This window comes from Bradyrhizobium sp. CB3481, assembly GCF_029714305.1.
Classification (GTDB): Bacteria; Pseudomonadota; Alphaproteobacteria; order Rhizobiales; family Xanthobacteraceae; genus Bradyrhizobium.
Map to the genome: position 1 here is coordinate 3,058,284 of NZ_CP121647.1, position 18,118 is coordinate 3,076,401.

Annotated in this window: 17 protein-coding genes and 1 riboswitch; of the genes, 9 read left to right on the forward strand and 8 right to left on the reverse strand. The window is 63.4% G+C overall.

Annotated features, from left to right (window positions below):
* Nucleotides 1-120 precede the first annotated feature (120 nt).
* Together gcvH and gcvT are read right to left on the reverse strand one after the other, a co-directional pair.
* A complete protein-coding gene (gene gcvH, locus QA643_RS14675) occupies nt 121-486 on the reverse strand; it encodes a glycine cleavage system protein GcvH (protein WP_283033839.1) in 366 nt (121 codons plus the stop codon).
* 18 nt (nt 487-504) lie between these two features.
* Entirely contained in the window at nt 505-1,650 is a 1,146-nt protein-coding gene (gene gcvT / locus QA643_RS14680) for a glycine cleavage system aminomethyltransferase GcvT (RefSeq protein ID WP_283033840.1), read from the reverse strand.
* A gap of 135 nt (nt 1,651-1,785) precedes the next feature.
* Nucleotides 1,786-1,876: riboswitch (glycine riboswitch) on the reverse strand.
* 213 nt (nt 1,877-2,089) lie between these two features.
* On the opposite strand from gcvT, the gene alaS reads away from it, so the two are divergent.
* A complete protein-coding gene (gene alaS, locus QA643_RS14685) occupies nt 2,090-4,765 on the forward strand; it encodes an alanine--tRNA ligase (protein ID WP_283033841.1) in 2,676 nt (891 codons plus the stop codon).
* A gap of 467 nt (nt 4,766-5,232) precedes the next feature.
* On the opposite strand, the gene QA643_RS14690 is transcribed toward alaS, so the two are convergent.
* On the reverse strand, nt 5,233-5,499 hold the full coding sequence (locus QA643_RS14690; RefSeq protein WP_283033842.1) for a hypothetical protein: 267 nt from the start codon (nt 5,497-5,499) through the stop codon (nt 5,233-5,235).
* A 32-nt stretch (nt 5,500-5,531) separates the two neighbouring features.
* Here QA643_RS14690 and QA643_RS14695 point away from each other — a divergent pair, with 32 nt between their 5' ends.
* A complete protein-coding gene (locus QA643_RS14695) occupies nt 5,532-5,888 on the forward strand; it encodes a septal ring lytic transglycosylase RlpA family protein (RefSeq protein WP_283033843.1) in 357 nt (118 codons plus the stop codon).
* Between the two features lie 246 nt (nt 5,889-6,134).
* On the forward strand, nt 6,135-6,809 hold the full coding sequence (locus QA643_RS14700) for a DUF2270 domain-containing protein (RefSeq protein WP_283033844.1): 675 nt from the start codon (nt 6,135-6,137) through the stop codon (nt 6,807-6,809).
* Between the two features lie 157 nt (nt 6,810-6,966).
* Here the strand turns inward: QA643_RS14700 and QA643_RS14705 are convergent, their stop codons facing one another.
* The 3 genes from QA643_RS14705 to QA643_RS14715 all read right to left on the reverse strand — a co-directional run bounded on the left by QA643_RS14705 (nt 6,967) and on the right by QA643_RS14715 (nt 10,824).
* Nucleotides 6,967-7,455 (reverse strand): DUF3455 domain-containing protein, encoded by a 489-nt coding sequence (locus QA643_RS14705; protein WP_283034805.1) that lies wholly within the window; start codon nt 7,453-7,455, stop codon nt 6,967-6,969.
* A 215-nt stretch (nt 7,456-7,670) separates the two neighbouring features.
* On the reverse strand, nt 7,671-8,885 hold the full coding sequence (locus QA643_RS14710) for an NADP-dependent isocitrate dehydrogenase (RefSeq protein WP_283033845.1): 1,215 nt from the start codon (nt 8,883-8,885) through the stop codon (nt 7,671-7,673).
* Nucleotides 8,886-9,096: 211 nt separating this feature from the next.
* Nucleotides 9,097-10,824: an alpha/beta fold hydrolase gene (locus tag QA643_RS14715; RefSeq protein ID WP_283033846.1), complete on the reverse strand. Its 1,728-nt coding sequence runs from the start codon at nt 10,822-10,824 to the stop codon at nt 9,097-9,099.
* Nucleotides 10,825-11,131: 307 nt separating this feature from the next.
* Here QA643_RS14715 and QA643_RS14720 point away from each other — a divergent pair, with 307 nt between their 5' ends.
* The 3 genes from QA643_RS14720 to QA643_RS14730 all read left to right on the forward strand — a co-directional run bounded on the left by QA643_RS14720 (nt 11,132) and on the right by QA643_RS14730 (nt 14,082).
* Nucleotides 11,132-12,334, forward strand: coding sequence for a TrmJ/YjtD family RNA methyltransferase (locus QA643_RS14720; protein WP_283033847.1), 1,203 nt, complete (start codon nt 11,132-11,134; stop codon nt 12,332-12,334).
* Between the two features lie 266 nt (nt 12,335-12,600).
* Nucleotides 12,601-13,233: a DUF1326 domain-containing protein gene (locus QA643_RS14725; RefSeq protein WP_283033848.1), complete on the forward strand. Its 633-nt coding sequence runs from the start codon at nt 12,601-12,603 to the stop codon at nt 13,231-13,233.
* Nucleotides 13,234-13,284: 51 nt separating this feature from the next.
* Entirely contained in the window at nt 13,285-14,082 is a 798-nt protein-coding gene (locus tag QA643_RS14730; protein WP_283033849.1) for a DUF2182 domain-containing protein, read from the forward strand.
* A 22-nt stretch (nt 14,083-14,104) separates the two neighbouring features.
* On the opposite strand, the gene QA643_RS14735 is transcribed toward QA643_RS14730, so the two are convergent.
* Nucleotides 14,105-14,755 (reverse strand): TetR/AcrR family transcriptional regulator, encoded by a 651-nt coding sequence (locus tag QA643_RS14735; protein WP_283033850.1) that lies wholly within the window; start codon nt 14,753-14,755, stop codon nt 14,105-14,107.
* A gap of 226 nt (nt 14,756-14,981) precedes the next feature.
* On the opposite strand from QA643_RS14735, the gene QA643_RS14740 reads away from it, so the two are divergent.
* From QA643_RS14740 to QA643_RS14750, 3 genes are read left to right on the forward strand one after another with little or no spacing between them, the layout of a single operon-like run.
* Nucleotides 14,982-15,524 (forward strand): OsmC family protein, encoded by a 543-nt coding sequence (locus tag QA643_RS14740; RefSeq protein WP_283033851.1) that lies wholly within the window; start codon nt 14,982-14,984, stop codon nt 15,522-15,524.
* A 34-nt stretch (nt 15,525-15,558) separates the two neighbouring features.
* Nucleotides 15,559-16,701, forward strand: a complete 1,143-nt coding sequence (locus tag QA643_RS14745; protein WP_283033852.1) for an acyl-CoA dehydrogenase family protein — start codon at nt 15,559-15,561, stop codon at nt 16,699-16,701.
* Between the two features lie 45 nt (nt 16,702-16,746).
* Nucleotides 16,747-17,622, forward strand: a complete 876-nt coding sequence (locus tag QA643_RS14750; protein ID WP_283033853.1) for a sulfurtransferase — start codon at nt 16,747-16,749, stop codon at nt 17,620-17,622.
* Nucleotides 17,623-17,683: 61 nt separating this feature from the next.
* Here QA643_RS14750 and QA643_RS14755 read toward each other — a convergent pair whose 3' ends face one another.
* On the reverse strand, nt 17,684-18,064 hold the full coding sequence (locus QA643_RS14755; protein ID WP_283033854.1) for a nuclear transport factor 2 family protein: 381 nt from the start codon (nt 18,062-18,064) through the stop codon (nt 17,684-17,686).
* Nucleotides 18,065-18,118 lie beyond the last annotated feature (54 nt).

The window sequence follows — 18,118 nt, forward strand, 5'->3', positions numbered from 1 at the left end:
CGAAGGCGGGGCGTCCAGTACGCCGGGAATTCAGCGAACGAGCCGAAAGGCCGCGGCGTACTGGATCGTCCGCCTGCGCGGACGATGACAGCGAGTGTGTGGTTGCCGAGTGCATCATCCTCACGCCGTATGGGCCTTGTAGGCGGCTTCATCCATCAGGCCGCCGAGTTCGCTTTTGTCTGCGATCTTCAGCTTGAAAAACCAGGCCTTGCCGCCGGCGTCGGAATTGACCAGCGCGGGCTCGGCGGCGAGCGCCTCGTTGACCTCGACCACCTCGCCCGAGATTGGCGCGTAGACGTCGCTAGCGGCCTTCACCGATTCGACGACCGCGGCGGCTTCGGCCTTCTTCAAGCTGCGGCCGACCTTGGGCAGGTCGACGAACACGACGTCGCCGAGCTGCGATTGCGCGTAGTCCGTCACCCCGATGGTGGCGACATCGCCCTCGATGCGGATCCATTCGTGGTCGGAGGTGAACAGCGTCGTCATGAAGTGGTCCTCTGTGAATCAGCGTTTATAGGTGTTGGGAACGAAGGGCATCGGCGCGACTTGCATCGGCAGGCGCTGGCCCCGCACTTCGGCGAATACTTTCGCGCCGCTCGTTGCGAGCGATGTCGGCAGATAGCCCATCGCAACCGGTGCATTGAGGCTCGGCCCGAAGCCGCCGGAGGTGACGCGGCCGATAGCCTCGCTGGAAGTGCCGTCCGCAAACAGCAGCGCGCCCTCGCGCACCGGCGCGCGGCCCTCGGCCCGCAGGCCGACGCGGCGGCGCGCGGCGCCTTTTTCGAACTGGGAAAGGATCTTGTCCGCGCCCGGGAATCCGCCGGCGCGGGCGCCGCCGCTACGGCGGCTTTTCTGCACCGACCACTCCAGCGCGCCCTCGACCGGCGTCGTCGTGCTGTCGATGTCGTGGCCGTAGAGGCAGAGGCCGGCTTCGAGCCGCAGGCTGTCGCGGGCGCCGAGACCGATTGACAGGACATCAGGATTTTGCAGCAGCATCGTCACCAGCGCCTCGGCCTGGGGGCCAGGCACCGAAATCTCAAAGCCGTCCTCGCCGGTATAGCCGGAGCGGGAGACGAAGCAGTCGAAGCCGGCGACCTTGCGCGGGCCGGCATCCATGAATTTCATCGCGGTGACGTCGGCGCCAAGCCTTGCCAGTGCCGATTCGGCCTTTGGTCCCTGCAGCGCGACCAGCGCGCGGTCGCCGAGCGAATCGATGATGCAGCTTTCGGAGAGATGCGCGCGCAAATGCGCCTCGTCCTCCTTCTTGCAGGCGGCGTTGACGACCAGAAACAGATGGTCGCCGAAATTCGCCACCATCAGGTCGTCGAGCAGGCCGCCATCGTCATTGGTGAACTGGGCGTAGCGCTGCCGTCCCGGCGCCACAGCTACAATGTCCTGCGGCACCAGCCGCTCCAGCGCCTGCGCGGCATCCTCGACCCGCCCCGATTTGGCCCGCAGCGCGAGCTGACCCATGTGGGAGACGTCGAACAGACCGGCGGCGCTGCGGGTATGGAGGTGCTCCTTGAGTACGCCGGGCGCGAATTGCACCGGCATCTCGTAGCCGGCAAACGGAACCATCTTGCCGCCGCGCGCCACATGGAGCGCGTGCAATGGTGTGCGTTTCAGGGGGGAAGCGTCGCGTGCCAGCATCGTCAAGGCCCTCACGGGTTCCGGAGACCAGTCTCCGAAAACCCATAGAAAGCCCCATCTGTCGCTGTGCCTGAGAGTATTATCCCGTCGGCGGACGCCCTGGGCATTTGGCCCGGCGTCTCTTTCCAGATGCTATTTCGTCACGCGGTCCGTTTGCCTGAGAGTTTCCGGGGCGGTTGCTCCTTCGGCGCCGGCGCTGAAGCCGATCTCTCCCGACGTGACGTCTTAACAGATATGAGGGAAACACAGGCTTGCCAAGCCTGTCAACGCAGGCGCAGCATTATCAACGGGAGTTGCGTGCCCATCTTGTGTGCTGCGGCAACCCTATGATCTGCCTGCACAGTTTCTGGACAGTGCAGGCGGCAATGTCTAAAAGCGTTCCGCCGGAAGATTAAGGTTAGTTCCGACCTGGCCCGGCCCTTTTTCCGAGTGGATGAACATGAGCGGCGTCAACGAGATCAGGTCGAAATTCTTGGATTTCTTTAGCGAGAACGGCCACGAGATCGTGGCCTCGTCGCCGCTCGTGCCGCGCAACGACCCGACCTTGATGTTCACCAATGCCGGCATGGTGCAGTTCAAGAACGTCTTTACTGGCGTCGAGAAGCGCTCCTATCAGCGCGCCACCACCTCGCAGAAATGCGTGCGCGCCGGCGGCAAGCACAACGACCTCGACAATGTCGGCTACACCGCGCGCCATCTCACCTTCTTCGAGATGCTCGGCAATTTTTCGTTCGGCGATTATTTCAAGGAGCGCGCGATCGAGCTTGCCTGGAACCTGATCACGAAGGAGTTCGGGCTGAAAAAGGACAAGCTGCTCGTCACGGTCTATCATACCGACGACGAGGCGGCGACCTACTGGAAGAAGATCGCCGGCTTTTCCGACGACCGCATTATCCGCATCCCGACCTCGGATAATTTCTGGGCGATGGGGGACACCGGCCCCTGCGGTCCCTGTTCGGAAATCTTCATCGACCGTGGCCAGCACATCTGGGGCGGTCCTCCCGGAAGCCCCGAGGAGGATGGCGACCGCTTCCTCGAATTCTGGAATCTCGTCTTCATGCAGTTCGAGCAGGTGACGCCGGACGAGCGCGTGCCGCTGCCGCGTCCCTCGATCGACACCGGCATGGGGCTGGAGCGTATGGCCTGCATCCTGCAGGGCGTCGACAGCGTGTTCGAGACCGACCTGTTCCGCAACCTGATCGAGGCGACCGCGTCGGCGCTCGGCAGCGAGCCCGAGGCGCAGACCGTCGCCTCGTTCCGCGTCATTGCGGATCATTTGCGTTCCTCGGCGTTCCTGATCGCCGACGGCGTGCTGCCTTCGAACGAGGGCCGCGGCTATGTGCTGCGCCGGATCATGCGTCGCGCGATGCGCCATGCGCAGTTGCTCGGCGCGAAAGAGCCGTTGATGCATCGCCTGGTCTGGGCGTTGGTGCGGGAGATGGGGCAGGCCTATCCGGACTTGGTGCGCGGGGAGCGGCTGATCGAGGAGACGCTGCGGCTGGAGGAGACGCGCTTCCGCAAGACGCTGGCGCGCGGCCTTGCCATCCTCGACGAGAAGAGCAGTGGCCTGAAGAAGGGCGACATGTTCGACGGCGACACCGCGTTCACGCTCTATGACACCTATGGCTTCCCGCTGGATCTCACGCAGGACGCGCTGAAGTCGCGCGGCATCAGCGTCGACCAGGCGGCGTTCACGGACGCGATGGAACGCCAGCGCGAGAAGGCGCGCGCGTCATGGGCCGGCTCCGGTGAAGCAGCGGATGAATCGGTCTGGTTCCCCTTGAGGGAAAAGCTCGGTGCGACCGAATTCCTCGGCTACGACACCGAAAGCGCCGAGGGTGTGGTGACGGCGCTGGTCAAGGACGGCAAGGAGATCGACAGCCTCAAGGCCGGCGAGACCGGCTCGATCGTGCTGAACCAGACCCCGTTCTATGCGGAGTCCGGCGGCCAGGTCGGCGACACCGGCGTGTTGACCGGCGAGGGCGGCATCAAGTTCCGCGTCACCGACACGCAGAAGAAGGCCGGCGATCTCTTCGCTCACACCGGCACCGTGGAGCAGGGCACGCTGAAGGCCGGCACCGCGCTGCAGCTTGAAGTGGATCATTCGCGCCGTTCGTCGATCCGCGCCCATCACTCGGCGACGCATCTGTTGCACGAGGCACTGCGCCAGGTGCTCGGCGACCACATCGCCCAGCGCGGCTCGCTGGTCGCGCCCGATCGTTTGCGCTTCGACTTCGTGCATCCGAAGCCGATCACGGCAGAAGAACTCGCCCGCGTCGAGGACATCGCCAACGAGGTGGTGCTGGAAAACGACGAGGTTACCACCCGCATCATGGCGGTGGACGACGCCCGCGAGGCCGGCGCGCGTGCGCTGTTCGGCGAGAAATATGGCGACGAGGTCCGCGTGGTCTCGATGGGCAAGCAGTCCCGCGAGCACGGGCAGAACGCGCTCGGCTGGTCGGTCGAACTGTGCGGCGGCACCCATGTGCGCCGCACCGGCGATATCGGCCTGATCTCGGTGACCAGCGAAAGTGCGGTCGCTTCGGGCGTCCGGCGCATCGAGGCGCTGACCGGGCGCCATGCCCGCAAGCACGCCAACGATACGATGGCGCTGGCAAAGACCGCGGCCGCCGAGCTGCGCACCTCGATTGAAGACGTGCCGGCGCGTATCGCTGCGTTGATGGAACAGAGCAAGAAGCTCGAGCGTGATCTCTCTGACGCCCGCAAGAAGCTTGCGATGGGCGGCGGCGCGTCCGCCGGCAACGGCGCCGGCGGCGTGCGCGAAGCCGGTGGCGTCAAGCTTTTGGCGCGTGCGGTCGAGGGCGTCGAGACCAAGGATCTCAAGAGCCTCGTCGATGACGGCAAGAAGCAGATCGGCTCCGGCGTCGTCGCGATCGTCGGCGTCACCGAGGACGGCAAGGCCGGCATCGTGGTCGGCGTCACCGCCGATCTCACCGCGCGCTTCAACGCGGTCGAACTGGTGCGCAAGGGCTCGGAGGTGCTCGGTGGCAAGGGCGGCGGCGGCCGGCCCGACATGGCGCAGGCCGGCGGCCCCGATGGCGCCAAGGCCAACGCGGCGCTGTCGGCGATCGAGCAGGCGATGGCTGGCGCTTAGCCGCGCGTTCTTGGGTTCAATGCACCTCGAGGAAGGATAACCTCACCCCGGTTGCGGGGGAGGTTATCTTGGATAGCAAACTGCCAGGCAGGATGTAATCCTCGTGCCATCCATCGCGCCTGCAGACGTCCGAGCGACAGAATGGCTGACGCCCTTCATTCGTCACGCTGCGGCCTAGTTCATGGTGATGTTATAGCGCATCCACGTTAATCGAACCCTCGATGAACGCGACAGCCGACGTTTGGCGTTCGGGCGAGAGGTGCAGGGATGACCCGGTGGATGATAAAGCCATCTCTATTTGCGTCGATGATCTTTGGCGCTTCGGTCTGCGTGGCGGCGGCGCAGGACGATAAGGTTTCGGTCGACATGATCGGAGTAGGGAGCATGAGTTGCGCTCACTGGCGATCCACGAAAGAGCGTGTGTTGGAGGGGACTGTCTGGATTCACGGTTTCTGGACAGGACTTAACTACGTCGCCGCGGCCAGTGGCCAAACACAGCCAAAAATCAGCATGTCCTCGATTGTTGCGGAAGTCGAAAAGGCGTGCGCGCGCAAGACATCACAGACGTTGGCCAGCGCCGTGTGGGCGACATATCTTGCGGCCACGAGATAGGGCGCATCAAACAGGGCCGATACGGCCTTTTCTCCTGCACTCAGACGATCCTGCTGCGCGGAATGCTGTGTGGCTTTGACGCTCTTACTGGAACTTAGAGGCTTGGGAAAAGTTGGCAGCACGCCAATGGAGCCTCGATCCTGGAAGAGTGACGATGATCCGCCCGATCAGCGCCGTCCTGGCGCTCACATGTCTATCTGCGCCGGCATTCGCCGAAACCTGTATTGCTTCTCGCTATGGCTATAGTGGAGGCCGAACCGCTTCGGGAGAGCGGATGAATCCAAACGCGATGACTGCGGCGCATCGCGCCCGGCCATTCGGCTCCCACGTCACGGTCACCTCACATTCCAACGGGCGAAGCGTCACCGTTCGCATAAATGATCGCGGCCCGTTCGTGAAGGGAAGGTGCATAGACCTGTCGACTGGCGCGGCTCGTGTGCTTGGCTTAGCCGGGACTGCGAAGGTCTCCCTCGCTGAGATAGACAAGCACAAGTGGGAAGCTACCCCGTAAGGGCTCAAGCCCCACGCAGCGGACGTGGTCTACGATTACGGGCGATGTCATTGCAGCCGCAATGACCCAATGCGGACCAGGAGTAGTGCAGTGCAGCGTTCTATTGCTCGACCTCTCGCTGGCAATTCGGCGTCAGAGCGCGCATAGTTGCGGTGTCACAATTCCGGATGGGTTCATCGGCGTTGATGATGTGGACTCTCCCGGTCAGCGCCGGCGATCTGCGGTTCGGACAACCGAGGTCCCGCCATGTCTGTCACGGCTTCCAGCGAAACACACCGTCAACACACCTTCAATTCTGCTGAAATGGGCGCCATCGCTCATTTGTATCGCGGCGAGGTCTACCGTTCGACGATCTGGCGAACGCGGCTCGACAACACGACCAACTGGGCGATCGTCACCATGGGCATCGCCCTCTCGACGACCTTCTCGAGCCCGGAGTCATCACCGCTGCCACTCCTGCTCGTGGGCCTGCTGATTGCCGTGTTTCTCGGCATGGAGGCGCGACGGTATCGCTACTTCAATGTCTGGCGCGCCCGAGCCCGGTGGATGGAGATGAATTTCTACGCGCCAATATTCACCGGTGAAGCCCGTGACGATAGCTGGCAGGTGATACTCGGCCACGACTACACCGCGCCCCGCCACCACATTTCGTTTATCCGCGCGGCGGGACGACGGCTGCGCCGCAACTATGTCTGGATTCTCGCCGTCCAGGTGATTGCCTATTACGGCAAGATCGCAATTCATCCGACGCCGGCGTCCACCGTAGCGGAATTTGTCGATCGTGCCGCGGTCGGACCGATTCCCGGTTGGGTCGTTCTGATGATCGGGTTTGCCTACAATTTCGGCTGGCTGGCGTTCGCGCTTGGCACGATGTGGCTCGATGGGCGTGAACACCGGGGCGACAAGGTGGCGATGGGCTAGCAACAGCGCGGCGCTGTTGGGGTTGAGGTCCGGGGTCGCAATCAGAAACCGCTGTCGTGTCGTCGTCATTGCGAGGAGCGAAGCGACGAAGCAATCCATGCTTCCGCCTTTGGAAAAATGGATTGCTTCGCTGCGCTGGCAATGACGCAGATGGATTTCAGCCCTTGCGCAGGAAGACGTAGTCGGCCGAGTAGGGGACGCTTTCATAGCTGCCTGCCTTGTAGCAGGCGCTATTGAGCCTTCCACCCACCGTGTTGATCCGTTGCACGGTTGTCACCGCGCTGAGAACACCGTTGCCACGCCGGGAAGTGACGGTGAGCTTCAGCCAGGGAATGTCCATGGCGACCTGCCCCGGGGCGGTGCCGGCGACCTGGCCGACCACTGCGCTGCCGTCGCTGTACTCCCAGTTCGGTCCGGCATAATGGCGGCCGACCGTCTTGCCGTCCTGGAAAAGCGTCGCGATCGGCTCGCGAAATACCCAAGTCAGCGTGCCGTCGGGGCCGGTCTTGCATTCGTAGACCTGCGCGCCTTCGGCATGCAGCGTGAGCACGGCAGTTTCGCCCGGCGCCGCGATGGCCTCGGGAAGCGGTGTCTGGGCAGTCGCGCTGACGAGCGACCCGGCCAGAAAGAAGACAGTGAGCGCGATGCGCTTGGTGAACGACACGGTGATGCTCCGTCGTTGTTATTGTCGGCATTGCGAGCAGCTCGCGACAAAATGCAACGCAATTTTGCGCGGAAGCGACGAAGCAATCCACCGACGCGAGGGTCCATGGATTGCTTCGCAAAGCCTGTCATCGGGTGGGCGTTCGCCCGACCCGTTGGCTCGCAACGGCGAGGGTAGGATCTTCAGCGAAAGACGGCTTACGCCGCCATCGCCTTTTCGAGGTTGGCGGCAACCTTGTCGAGAAAGCCGGTCGTGGACAGCCAGCGCTGGTCGGCGCCGACCAAGAGCGCGAGGTCCTTGGTCATGTAGCCTTCCTCGACGGTCGAGACGCAGACCTTCTCCAGCGTGTCGGCGAACTTCGCGAGCTGCGGGTTGTTGTCCAGCTTGGCGCGGTGCGCGAGGCCGCGCGTCCAGGCGAAGATCGACGCGATCGAGTTGGTCGAGGTCTCCTTGCCCTTCTGGTGCTCGCGGTAGTGGCGGGTCACCGTGCCGTGCGCGGCTTCGGCTTCCACGGTCTTGCCGTCGGGCGTCAGCAGCACCGAGGTCATCAAGCCGAGCGAGCCGTAGCCCTGCGCGACCGTATCCGACTGCACGTCGCCGTCGTAGTTCTTGCACGCCCAGACATAGCCGCCGGACCACTTCAGGGCGGAGGCCACCATGTCGTCGATCAGACGGTGTTCATAGGTCAGGCGCTTGGCCTCGAATTCCTTCTTGAACTCGCGGTCGTAGATGTCCTGGAAGATGTCCTTGAAGCGGCCGTCATAGACCTTGAGGATCGTGTTCTTGGTCGAGAGATAGACGGGGTAGCCGCGCAGCAGGCCGTAATTGAAGGAGGCGCGGGCGAAGTCGATGATGGAATCGTCGAGGTTGTACATTCCCATCGCGACTCCGGAGTCGGGGGCCTTGAACACTTCCCTCTCGATCACGGTGCCGTCCTCGCCGACGAATTTCATCGTTAACGTGCCCTTGCCGGGGAACCTAAAATCGGTGGCGCGGTACTGGTCGCCATAGGCGTGGCGGCCAATGATGATCGGCTTAGTCCAGCCGGGAACCAGGCGCGGCACGTTCTTGCAGATGATCGGCTCGCGGAAGATGCAGCCGCCGAGGATGTTGCGGATGGTGCCGTTCGGCGACTTCCACATCTCCTTGAGGCCGAACTCCTTCACCCGGGCCTCGTCCGGGGTGATGGTGGCGCATTTCACGCCGACGCCGACCTTCTTGATGGCGTTGGCGGCATCGATCGTGACCTGGTCGTTGGTCTGGTCGCGGTATTCCATTCCGAGGTCAAAATACAAAAGCTCGACATCCAGGAAGGGGGTGATCAGCTTGTCCTTGATGTACTGCCAGATGATCCGGGTCATCTCGTCGCCATCGAGTTCGACGACGGGGTTGGTCACCTTGATTTTTGCCATGACGGAGGGGGCCTTTTTCGGAAAACCGCGCGTTTCGGGCGGGGGTGGGTGATTATAGGGGGCCTATAGCACCGCAAACCGGCCGGCGAAAGCTGGTGCGGGGCCCACTTTTAGCCCATCGTTCAGGCTCGGAATGCATGGGGGCCGCATGTCCCGGACGCGGTGCAGCGCTTCTGCAGCGCTGCAGCATCCGGGGGAACGCGGCCAGCGCCTAGAACGCCGTCTGGGTCGCCGTCCCCGCCACCACATACCAGGTCACGAACAGGCCGCAGATCAGGGCGCCCGGCAGGCTGGAGCCGGTCCGCCGCCAGGTGAAGGTCGCGATCACGGCGCAGATCGCGAGCAGCGGTATGAACTGGATGGCGACGATGGTCGAGAGCGGCACGAAGCCGGGGTCGGGCAGCGGATTGAATAGCGCTCCGGTGAGCCAGAGGATCAGGTACTGCCCGCCGACAAGCACAATGAAGCCGAGCGTCAGCGCCAAAATATTGGTCAGATAGAGCGCGCCCCGTGGCGCGGCCATGGTCGAGAAATTGCGGTGCAGGACGTGCAGCGCGACGACGAAAAACGCCGTGAACGGCGCGAGATAGATCAGGAAGATCAAAAATTGCTTCGCGCTCATCAGCTTGACCGCGACGATCCAGAACCGGAAGTCGATCTTGAAGGCGAGGTCGGAAAGCCAGAGCGCGGCATAGCCGATCGCAACCGTCGCGATCGCGATCACGGCCGACGGCAGGACGATGCCGGCGCGGCTGGCGCGCTTCGGCGCAAACCGCATCAGGCCGAGTGTGATCAGGCCGTTGATGACCGCCCAGGCCAGGATCTGGTTGGTGATCCCCTGCGGCAGAACGGCGGAGGGTTTCAGGAATGTGCCGCCCAGTGCGAACGCCGGGTAATAGGTTAAGGCTGGGATAAAGGCCGACAGGATGAAGGCCGCGGTCCAGCGGCGTCCGGTCGTCGCCGCATGCTCGGGCATGGTGCCGTCGGCGATTTCAGGCAGCCGCAGGCGGGAATACATCGGCGCCTCCAGCAGCGCGTCGAAGGCGCCGATCAGGAGCGCCACAAAACCGATCAGCGCTATTCCCGTGCCGATCTCCTTACGGAACCAGATCTGGTCGCTGGCCGGGCGGGGCGTGCCGCCCTGCAGCGTCCTGGCGAACCAGTCGAGGCTGTAGCCGATCGCCTGGCGGGAGATGTGCTCGGCCGGATGGGTGATAGCAGGCGTGTAGAGCACGCGCGCGGTGCCTTCCGCGATATCGCCGTAGAGCTTGCCCGGTTCCACCGGGCCTTGCGTGCCGAACACGGCCCACAGCTTTGGGCTGGCCGTGACGTCGCGGGCCTTTTCTATGCCCCACATCAGGACCGGGAATTCCTCATACTGGGCAAAGACCAGCGCCATGTTGCGCGGCCAGTTTGGCGTGCCCTCGGCGGCGAACGGCTTGCCGGTGGAGGAGCCCTCCAGCACGATCGATTTGTAATCGTTCGGCATCGCGGTTGCTGCCGTCAGCACGGTCCAACCACCCATCGAGTGGCCCTCGAGGCCGATATTGTTCTTGTCGACGATTTCGAGGCTGCGCAGGTAGGCGAGCCCATCGGGACCGCCAAAACCGTTCGCAAAGGCGGGCGGGTCGCTGTAGCCGTGGCCGGTCTGGTCGAGCGCCAGCACAACATAGCCGTGGCGGGCGAACTCGATGGCAAAGCCGTCTTGGGTCTCGCGCGAATTGATGTAACCGTGGACCGCGAGGATGCCGGGAGCGGGGATCTGGGGCGTCGCATTCGGCGGGACGTAGAGCAGGGCGCTCATCGTGTTGCCCTTGGCGCCCTTAAACCTGACGTCCTCGATCCGGATGCCGCCGGCGGTCTGGGTGAAATGGGCGAGCACGCCGCCCAAGAGGATCAGGACCACGCCGACAATCGCCAACGACCACCTGCCGCGCATGGACGCCTCCCCAAGAAATTCCCTCGCCGTTGAAACTCGGCTTTCGGGCTGGTTTGCAGCTTCACTTTGTTTGTGATTGTTAGCCTATCCGAAAGTCTAACGCCCGCAAACGGCGGTGCGGGACCTGGGCCGGCTTGAGGCTTTGAGCGAGCTTGCGGAGAGGCTAGTAAGCCGCGCAGCGGCTTTGCGAATTGGCGCTCCATCCGAAACGCGAGCCCTCCGATTTCTAATCGTCCGCGCGTGCGGCGCGGTCATGCTTCTTCAGAGGCTTAAATCAACTTCTGAAGCCGAATCAGAAAGTGAAGGAATGTCCGGCACCGATAAATCCAAAACTGGTCTCGACCTGGCCGGACCAATTGTGATCCTCGTCGAGCCGCAGCTCGGCGAGAATATCGGCATGGCGGCGCGCGCGATGGGCAATTTCGCGCTGTCGCGGCTGCGCATCGTCAACCCGCGCGACGGCTGGCCGAACATCGCCGCGCAGCGGGCGGCGGCGGGCGCCGATCACATTCTGGAGCAGGCCGAACTGTTCGATACCGTCGAGCAGGCGGTCGCGGACCTGACCCTGCTGTTTGCCACCACCGCCCGCGCCCATGACCAAGCCAAGCCGGTGGTTGGGCCGGAAGCTGCCGCCGCTGAGATCGTGGCCCATGTCGGGGGAGGCGGCGGGGCCGGCATCCTGTTCGGCCGCGAACGCTGGGGACTGCAGAACGAGGAGGTCGCGCTCGCCAACCGGATCATCACCTTTCCGGTCAATCCGGGTTTTGCCTCGCTGAACCTCGCGCAGGCGGTACTGCTGATCGGCTACGAGTGGTTCAAGCATTCGACGGGCGGCGCGCTGCCGTTTGCGATGCCGGAACGGTCCGAGCCGGCCTCGCAGCACCAGACGCAGGCGTTCTTCGACAATCTGGTCCGCGAGCTCGACAAGGTCGAATTCCTCCGCCCGAAGGAGAAGCGCGAGACCATGCTGGTCAACCTGCGCAACATCTTTACGCGGATGGACCCGACCAAGCAGGACATGCACACGCTGCACGGCGTGGTGATGGCGATCGCGGAAGGGCGCAAGGGCCCGGCCAAGGGCGGCGTGCTTGACGGCGAGCAGGCGACCCGGCTGCGTGCGCTCCTCGCCGAGCACGGGCAGGGGGCCGCGGCGCCCGGCGACAGTTCCACCGTGCGCGGGCTTGCCCGGCTGCTCCGCCGCAACCCGACGGATGCCGAGCGGATCTTGTGGCAATCGCTGACCCGCGACCGCCGCTTCGCCGGCCAGTTCAAGCGCCAGACCCCGGTCGGGCGCCATATCCCCGATTTCGTCTCCTTCGTGCATCGGCTCGCGATCGAACTCGTCAACCCGAACGAGTCGGACGCGATCGTCGCCGACCGTGCGATGCGGAAAACATGGCTCAAGGCGCGTGATTACCGCGTCGTCGAGATGCGGGTGGCGGATGTCGAAGCGGATCTCGCGACGGAACTGGCGCGGTTGGAGAAGGCCATGGGGGCACAGGCGCGCTAGCGCCATGCCCACCATTGTCCCGGTGGCGGACGCGTAAAGCTTTGTCGGGCGCACATTCGTGCGATCGGGCGGCATGGCGCACCCAACGGTCACTGTCCCCGGGGCCACAAACGGCGTAAGCTCCCCTTGTTGGGACTAGACGCCGCAAGACGCCAATCACGGCGAGCTTTTCACCGATCTGATCCCGCTCGCATTGTCGAGCCTATGACGGCCAAGGAGCATTCAAGCGGCTGCAGTCCGATCGAAAACGCAAGAGGAGGTGTGCGATGGCTACATCTGACTGGCGTCTCGAAGGTGAATGGGTCAAGAACTGCAACTGCGCATTTGGCTGTCCGTGCGATTTCAATGCGCTGCCGACGCAAGGATATTGCAAGGGCGCGGTCGGCATGCGGATCACCAAGGGGCATTTCAAAGACACAGCGCTCGATGGTTTGGTTTTTGCGGCCGTGGTTCATTTTCCCGGCGCGCTGCACGAGGGCAATGGCCAGTTGCAGCCGATCATCGACGAGCGCGCGACAAGCGAGCAGCGCGAGGCGCTGTTCAACATCATGTCGGGCAAGTTTGCCGCCGAGGGCACGCTATTCCAGATCCTCAGCGTGATCGTGACCAAGATCCATGATCCGCTATTCGTGCCGTTTGAGTTCTCGTTCGACAAGGAAGGACGCGTTGCGCGCATGGTAGCCAAGGGCGTGCTGGAAACCGAGGTCGAGCCGATCAAGAATCCGGTGACAGGACTGCCGCACCGCATTCAGGTTGTGATGCCGGAGGGTTTCGAACACCGCGCTGCCGAGGTCGCCTCGGCCAACATCCGCTCGAACGGTGCCATTAAATTCGAAACCCAGGGCACGCACAGCTCGCTCGCAAACGTCGTGCAGACGCCCGAAGGTATCGTGGCCTAGCGGCGCGCCCGAAGCCAACGCGATGTGCCGTTCCAGCAGCGGGGCGGATTCATGACGGGGACCTGGTCACTCGAGCAGACCCTCCGGCACGATCGCCTGATCGTCGCCATCGGATTGGCGACGGTGGTTGCATTCTCCTGGGGCTATTTGCTTGCGGGCGCCGGCATCGACATGAGCATGGCCGACATGCCGATGGACCCTGAGCCGTGGTCTGCGGATCAGGCGTTGCTCATGTTCGCGATGTGGTGGGTGATGATGATCGCGATGATGGTGCCCAGCGCTGCCCCCGCGATCCTGCTGTTCGCTGCCGTCAAGCGCCGGCAGGCGGCGACGGACAGCCCCGTCATCGCAAGCTGGCTGTTTCTTGCCGGTTATCTCGTGGTCTGGGCGGGCTTCAGCGTCATTGCGGTGTTGCTGCAGTGGACGCTCGATCAGGCCGGGCTGCTGTCCGGCATGATGGCGAGCACGAGCAATGTGCTCGCCGGGGTCATCCTGATCGCGGCCGGGCTTTATCAGATGACGCCGATCAAGCGCGCCTGTCTGCGTTATTGCCAGAGCCCGTTGCTGTTCCTCTCGAGCTACTGGCAACCGGATGCGTTGGGCCCGTTGCGCATGGGTCTTCGGCACGGCGGCTATTGCGTCGGCTGCTGCTGGTTTTTGATGGCACTGCTCTTCGTCGTCGGCATCATGAATCTTGCCTGGGTCGCGGCTGTCGCGATTTATGTCGCCTTTGAGAAGCTGATGCCGCACCACCAATGGCTCAGCCGCGCCGCGGGGATAGTCCTCATCGTGGCCGGCGCCGTCGTCCTCGTGCGCGGCTACGTCGATTTTGCCCCGGCTTCGCTGTAATGCGAGCGGCGATCTCTGCGCTTCAGACCACGGCGAACTCCGCAACGCTGCCAGTCCGCTTCGGCTTTTTTGCCTTGGCCGGCCCGAATAGGTTGCTCGCCGCGAGGCCCGCGGTGTCGGCGACGGAGGGATCGCGCGAGACCATGGCGGCGACGATGGCGCCGTCGATCAATAGTGCCAACTGGTGGGCGAACATCTGTGGTTCAGTCGCGCCCATTTCGCCGGCGAGCTTTTCGATGTGCGCCAGCACGACCTTCTTGTGGCGCAGCGCGATGGTGCGGAACTGTTTTGCATGCTTGTCGTGCTCGGCGACCGCGTTGATGAAGGGGCAGCCGTAGAACCGCTCTTCGGCGAACCAGTGCTTCAGCGCCGGAAAGATCCGCTTCAATTTTGCCTGTGCGTCGCCGCCGCCATCTTCCATCGCACCGATGAACCATTCGCGCCACGCCTTGCCTTCGCTTTCCAGCACGGCGTTGACGAGGTTGGTCTTGGAGCCGAATAATTTATAGAGCGTGGTCTTGGCGGTGCCGGCCTCATCGATGATGGCGTCGATGCCTGTCGCGTTGATGCCGTTCTTGCAGAACAGATGCGTCGCCGCGCTGAGCAGGCGGCCGCGCGCCGATTCCTCGTCGCCCACCGCGAATTGCTTCTTCCTTGAAACCGATTTGGCCATGCGCGCCAGTTAAGCGAACCGCGGCGCAATCATCAAGCTGATCTTTGCGCGGAAAATAATCGCTCGCCTGCGGCAACTGCACCGCGCGTGAGCAGCCGCACGCTGATCAATTTCCGGGCAGGCACCCTTAAGCGACTTAAGACGTTCGGCTTTTGATTTCGGTCGCATCTGGCACGCTTAATGCAGGAAACAGAACGTTCGGTATCCTATCCCAGGGAGAGAAAAGATGACCGCGGTCGCCCAGAAAACAGTGCTCACCGGCTGCCTTGCGCCGATCGACAAAGGCGGGCTTGAGCAGCTCATCGCCAACGGCAAGGCCAATCCGAAGGTCATCAAGACCTTGAAGTGCAGGACGGTGGCGGAGGGCAAATTCCGCCATGCCAACTACATCCGCAACCTCGCGCCCTACATCGTCGACGAGCCGCCGGGCCTGCTCGGCGACGACACCGCGCCCAATCCGTCGGAAGCATCATTGGCCGCACTCGGCTCGTGCCTTGCGGTCGGCCTGCACGCTAACGCCGTTTACCGCGGCTGGATCGTCAACAAGCTCGAGCTCGAACTGGAAGGCGACCTCAACATCACGGCGGTGTGGGGCACCGGTGACGTCAGCGAGAAGCCGGTCGGCTTCACCGATGTTCGCGTCAAGGTCGACATGGAATGCGAGGGCATCGCGCCGGCCGAGATCGAGACGCTGGTCGCGCATGTCAAGAAGTGGTCTCCGGTCGCCAACACGTTCACGCGGCCCGTCAATCTCGAGGTCGGCATCTAGGCGAGCGCGCGTGCAAGAGGTGCGGGAGGCGAGCATGGGTTCTCTGGCGTTATCGCGGGCCGACGTTTCGGATCGTCCTGCACCTACCATTGTCGATGAGGTGGCGAGGATCGCGCGGCACGAGCTCGCGCCGCTCGCCCCCGACATCGATGCCGGCTCGGTCTATCCGGGCGATCTGCTGCGCCGCCTCGGCAAGGTCGGCGTCTGGGGCAGCCATGTGCCGCTGGAGGGCCCCGCCGATCTGCGCTGCGCGATCCAGTCGATCGCCGCACTCGGGGAGGTCTGTGGCGCCTCCGCCTTCATGGCGTGGTGCCAGATGACACTGGTTTGGTACGTCGCCAATTCCACCAACATGAAACTGGCCAGGCGTTTCGGTGACAGTTATTCGACGGGGCGTGTGCTCGGCGGCACCGGTCTTTCCAATCCCATGAAGAGTTTTTTCGGCATCGAGAAGCTGAAGCTGAAAGGGCGGAAGGTCGAAGGCGGCTACATCGTGCGCGGCGCGCTGCCCTGGGTGTCCAATCTCGGCCCCGATCATTTCTTCGGCACGATCTTCGAGCGTGAGGACGATGGCGGCGGCACCGCAAAGAGCGGGCCGGGCATCGTGATGTTCCTTGCCGACTGCGCCGATCCCGCGATCACGCTGCAGCCGTGCAAACCGTTCCTTGCGATGGACGGCACCGGCACCTATGGCGTGCAGTTCCGCGACGTCTTCGTACCGGATGAACTGATCCTGGCCGATCCGGCGGGGCCATTCATCAAAAAAATCCGCGCCGGCTTCATCCTGCTGCAGTCGGGCATGGCGCTCGGCCTGATCAAGGATTGCATCAAGATCATGGACGAGGTCGGCGCGCCGCTCGGCCACGTCAACCGCTATCTGCCGCAGCAGCCGCAGCAGTTCCGCGAACTCCATGCCGAGTTCGAGAAGGAGACGATGGCGCTGGCGAGCGATCCCTACAATGCCGACGACAGCTACTGGCGGCGCGTGATCGCGTTGCGGTTGCGCGCCGGCGATGCCAGCGTCGCCGCCGCGCATGCGGCGATGCTCCATTGCGGTGCGCGCGGCTACCTGAAGAGCCACCGCGCCCAGCGCCGGCTCCGCGAAGCCTATTTCGTCGCGATTGTTACGCCCGCCACCAAGCAGCTTCGCAAGATGCTGGCCGGCGACGAGCCGTGATTTCCGACCGACCAACCCGCAACCCAAGAACAGGAGAGGCCTGCCATGACGGACGTTCTCATTACTGCCGGCGAACTCGCGGAGTTCCTCAAGAAAGAGCCGTGTGTCGTCATCGACACCCGCAATCCCGACGCCTACAGCGCAGGCCACCTTCCCGGCGCCGTCAATGTCCATGAAATCTTCACTTACCTGGCGACCTCGACGCCGGAGGGCATTCACGAGCTGAAGACCAAGTTCGCCGACGCGTTCGGCGCGGCGGGGCTTTCCGGCAAGGAGACCGCCGTCATCTACGAGCAGTCGATGAATTCCGGCTTCGGCCAGTCCTGCCGCGGCTACTATCTGCTCACCATGCTCGGCTATCCCAAGGTCAAGGTGCTGCATGGCGGCTTCGACGCCTGGATGGCGGCGGGCCTGCCGGTGACCACAGAGGTGCCTTCGCCGGTGAAGGCATCGTTCTCGATCGTCCCTGAGGCGGGCGACATCCTGATCGACGCCAAGACCATGCTCGCGGCCGTCGGCAAGCCGGGCATTGCGATCCTCGACGTTCGCGACATCGACGAATGGATCGGCGAAAGCTCGTCGCCTTATGGGAAAGATTTCTGCCCGCGCAAGGGGCGCATCCCCGGTGCGGTCTGGCTCGAATGGTACCGTATGATGAAGCCGACCGCGGAAGGGCCGCGCTTCAAGTCCAAGAACGAAATTCTGGCGGAATGCGCCACGGTCGGCATCACGGAGACGACGCCGGTCTATCTCTACTGCTTCAAGGGCGCGCGCGCCTCGAACACGTTCCTCGCTTTGAAGAATGCTGGCGTGAAGGACGTCCGGATGTATTTCGGATCCTGGAACGAATGGTCGCGCGATCCGGCGCTGCCGATCGAGGAGGGGCTGCCGATGGAGGCGAAACTCACCAAGGCGGCGTGACGATCCGCCCGAAGTTGCAGTCCGATCCCGCGGGATCGGACTGCGTGCGGCCCTCGACGGATCAGTTCGTTCGTTCCACAAGCTGCGCACGCGACGGTGATGGTTCGAACCGATCGGCGAAATATTGCGTTTCGTTGGCCACTAGGCCTTCGCGGAATTCCATGATGCTTACGGCGTAGGAGGGGATGCCGTCATAGCTGAGTATGAATTCGGTGACCCAGAGGTCGCCGCAGCCGATGATTCGCCGGACCGCGAAGCGTTTCTTGTTGGGCTGGACAAACCGGCTCTGTTGAATGTTGCGCCGGCCGCGAATCCGCTCGCCCGATTGCGGATAATCAAGCACGGCATCCTCGCGGTAGATTTCATGCTCGGTCTCGAAATCGTTCGCATCCGAGGCGTCCCAGTGGCGCTGCAGCGCCGTCCGCACCGCTCGATCATCCATCTCGATCTCCTGCCTGCGCTTGCCGTCATCATGCCGGGAAATTGAAGTCATTGT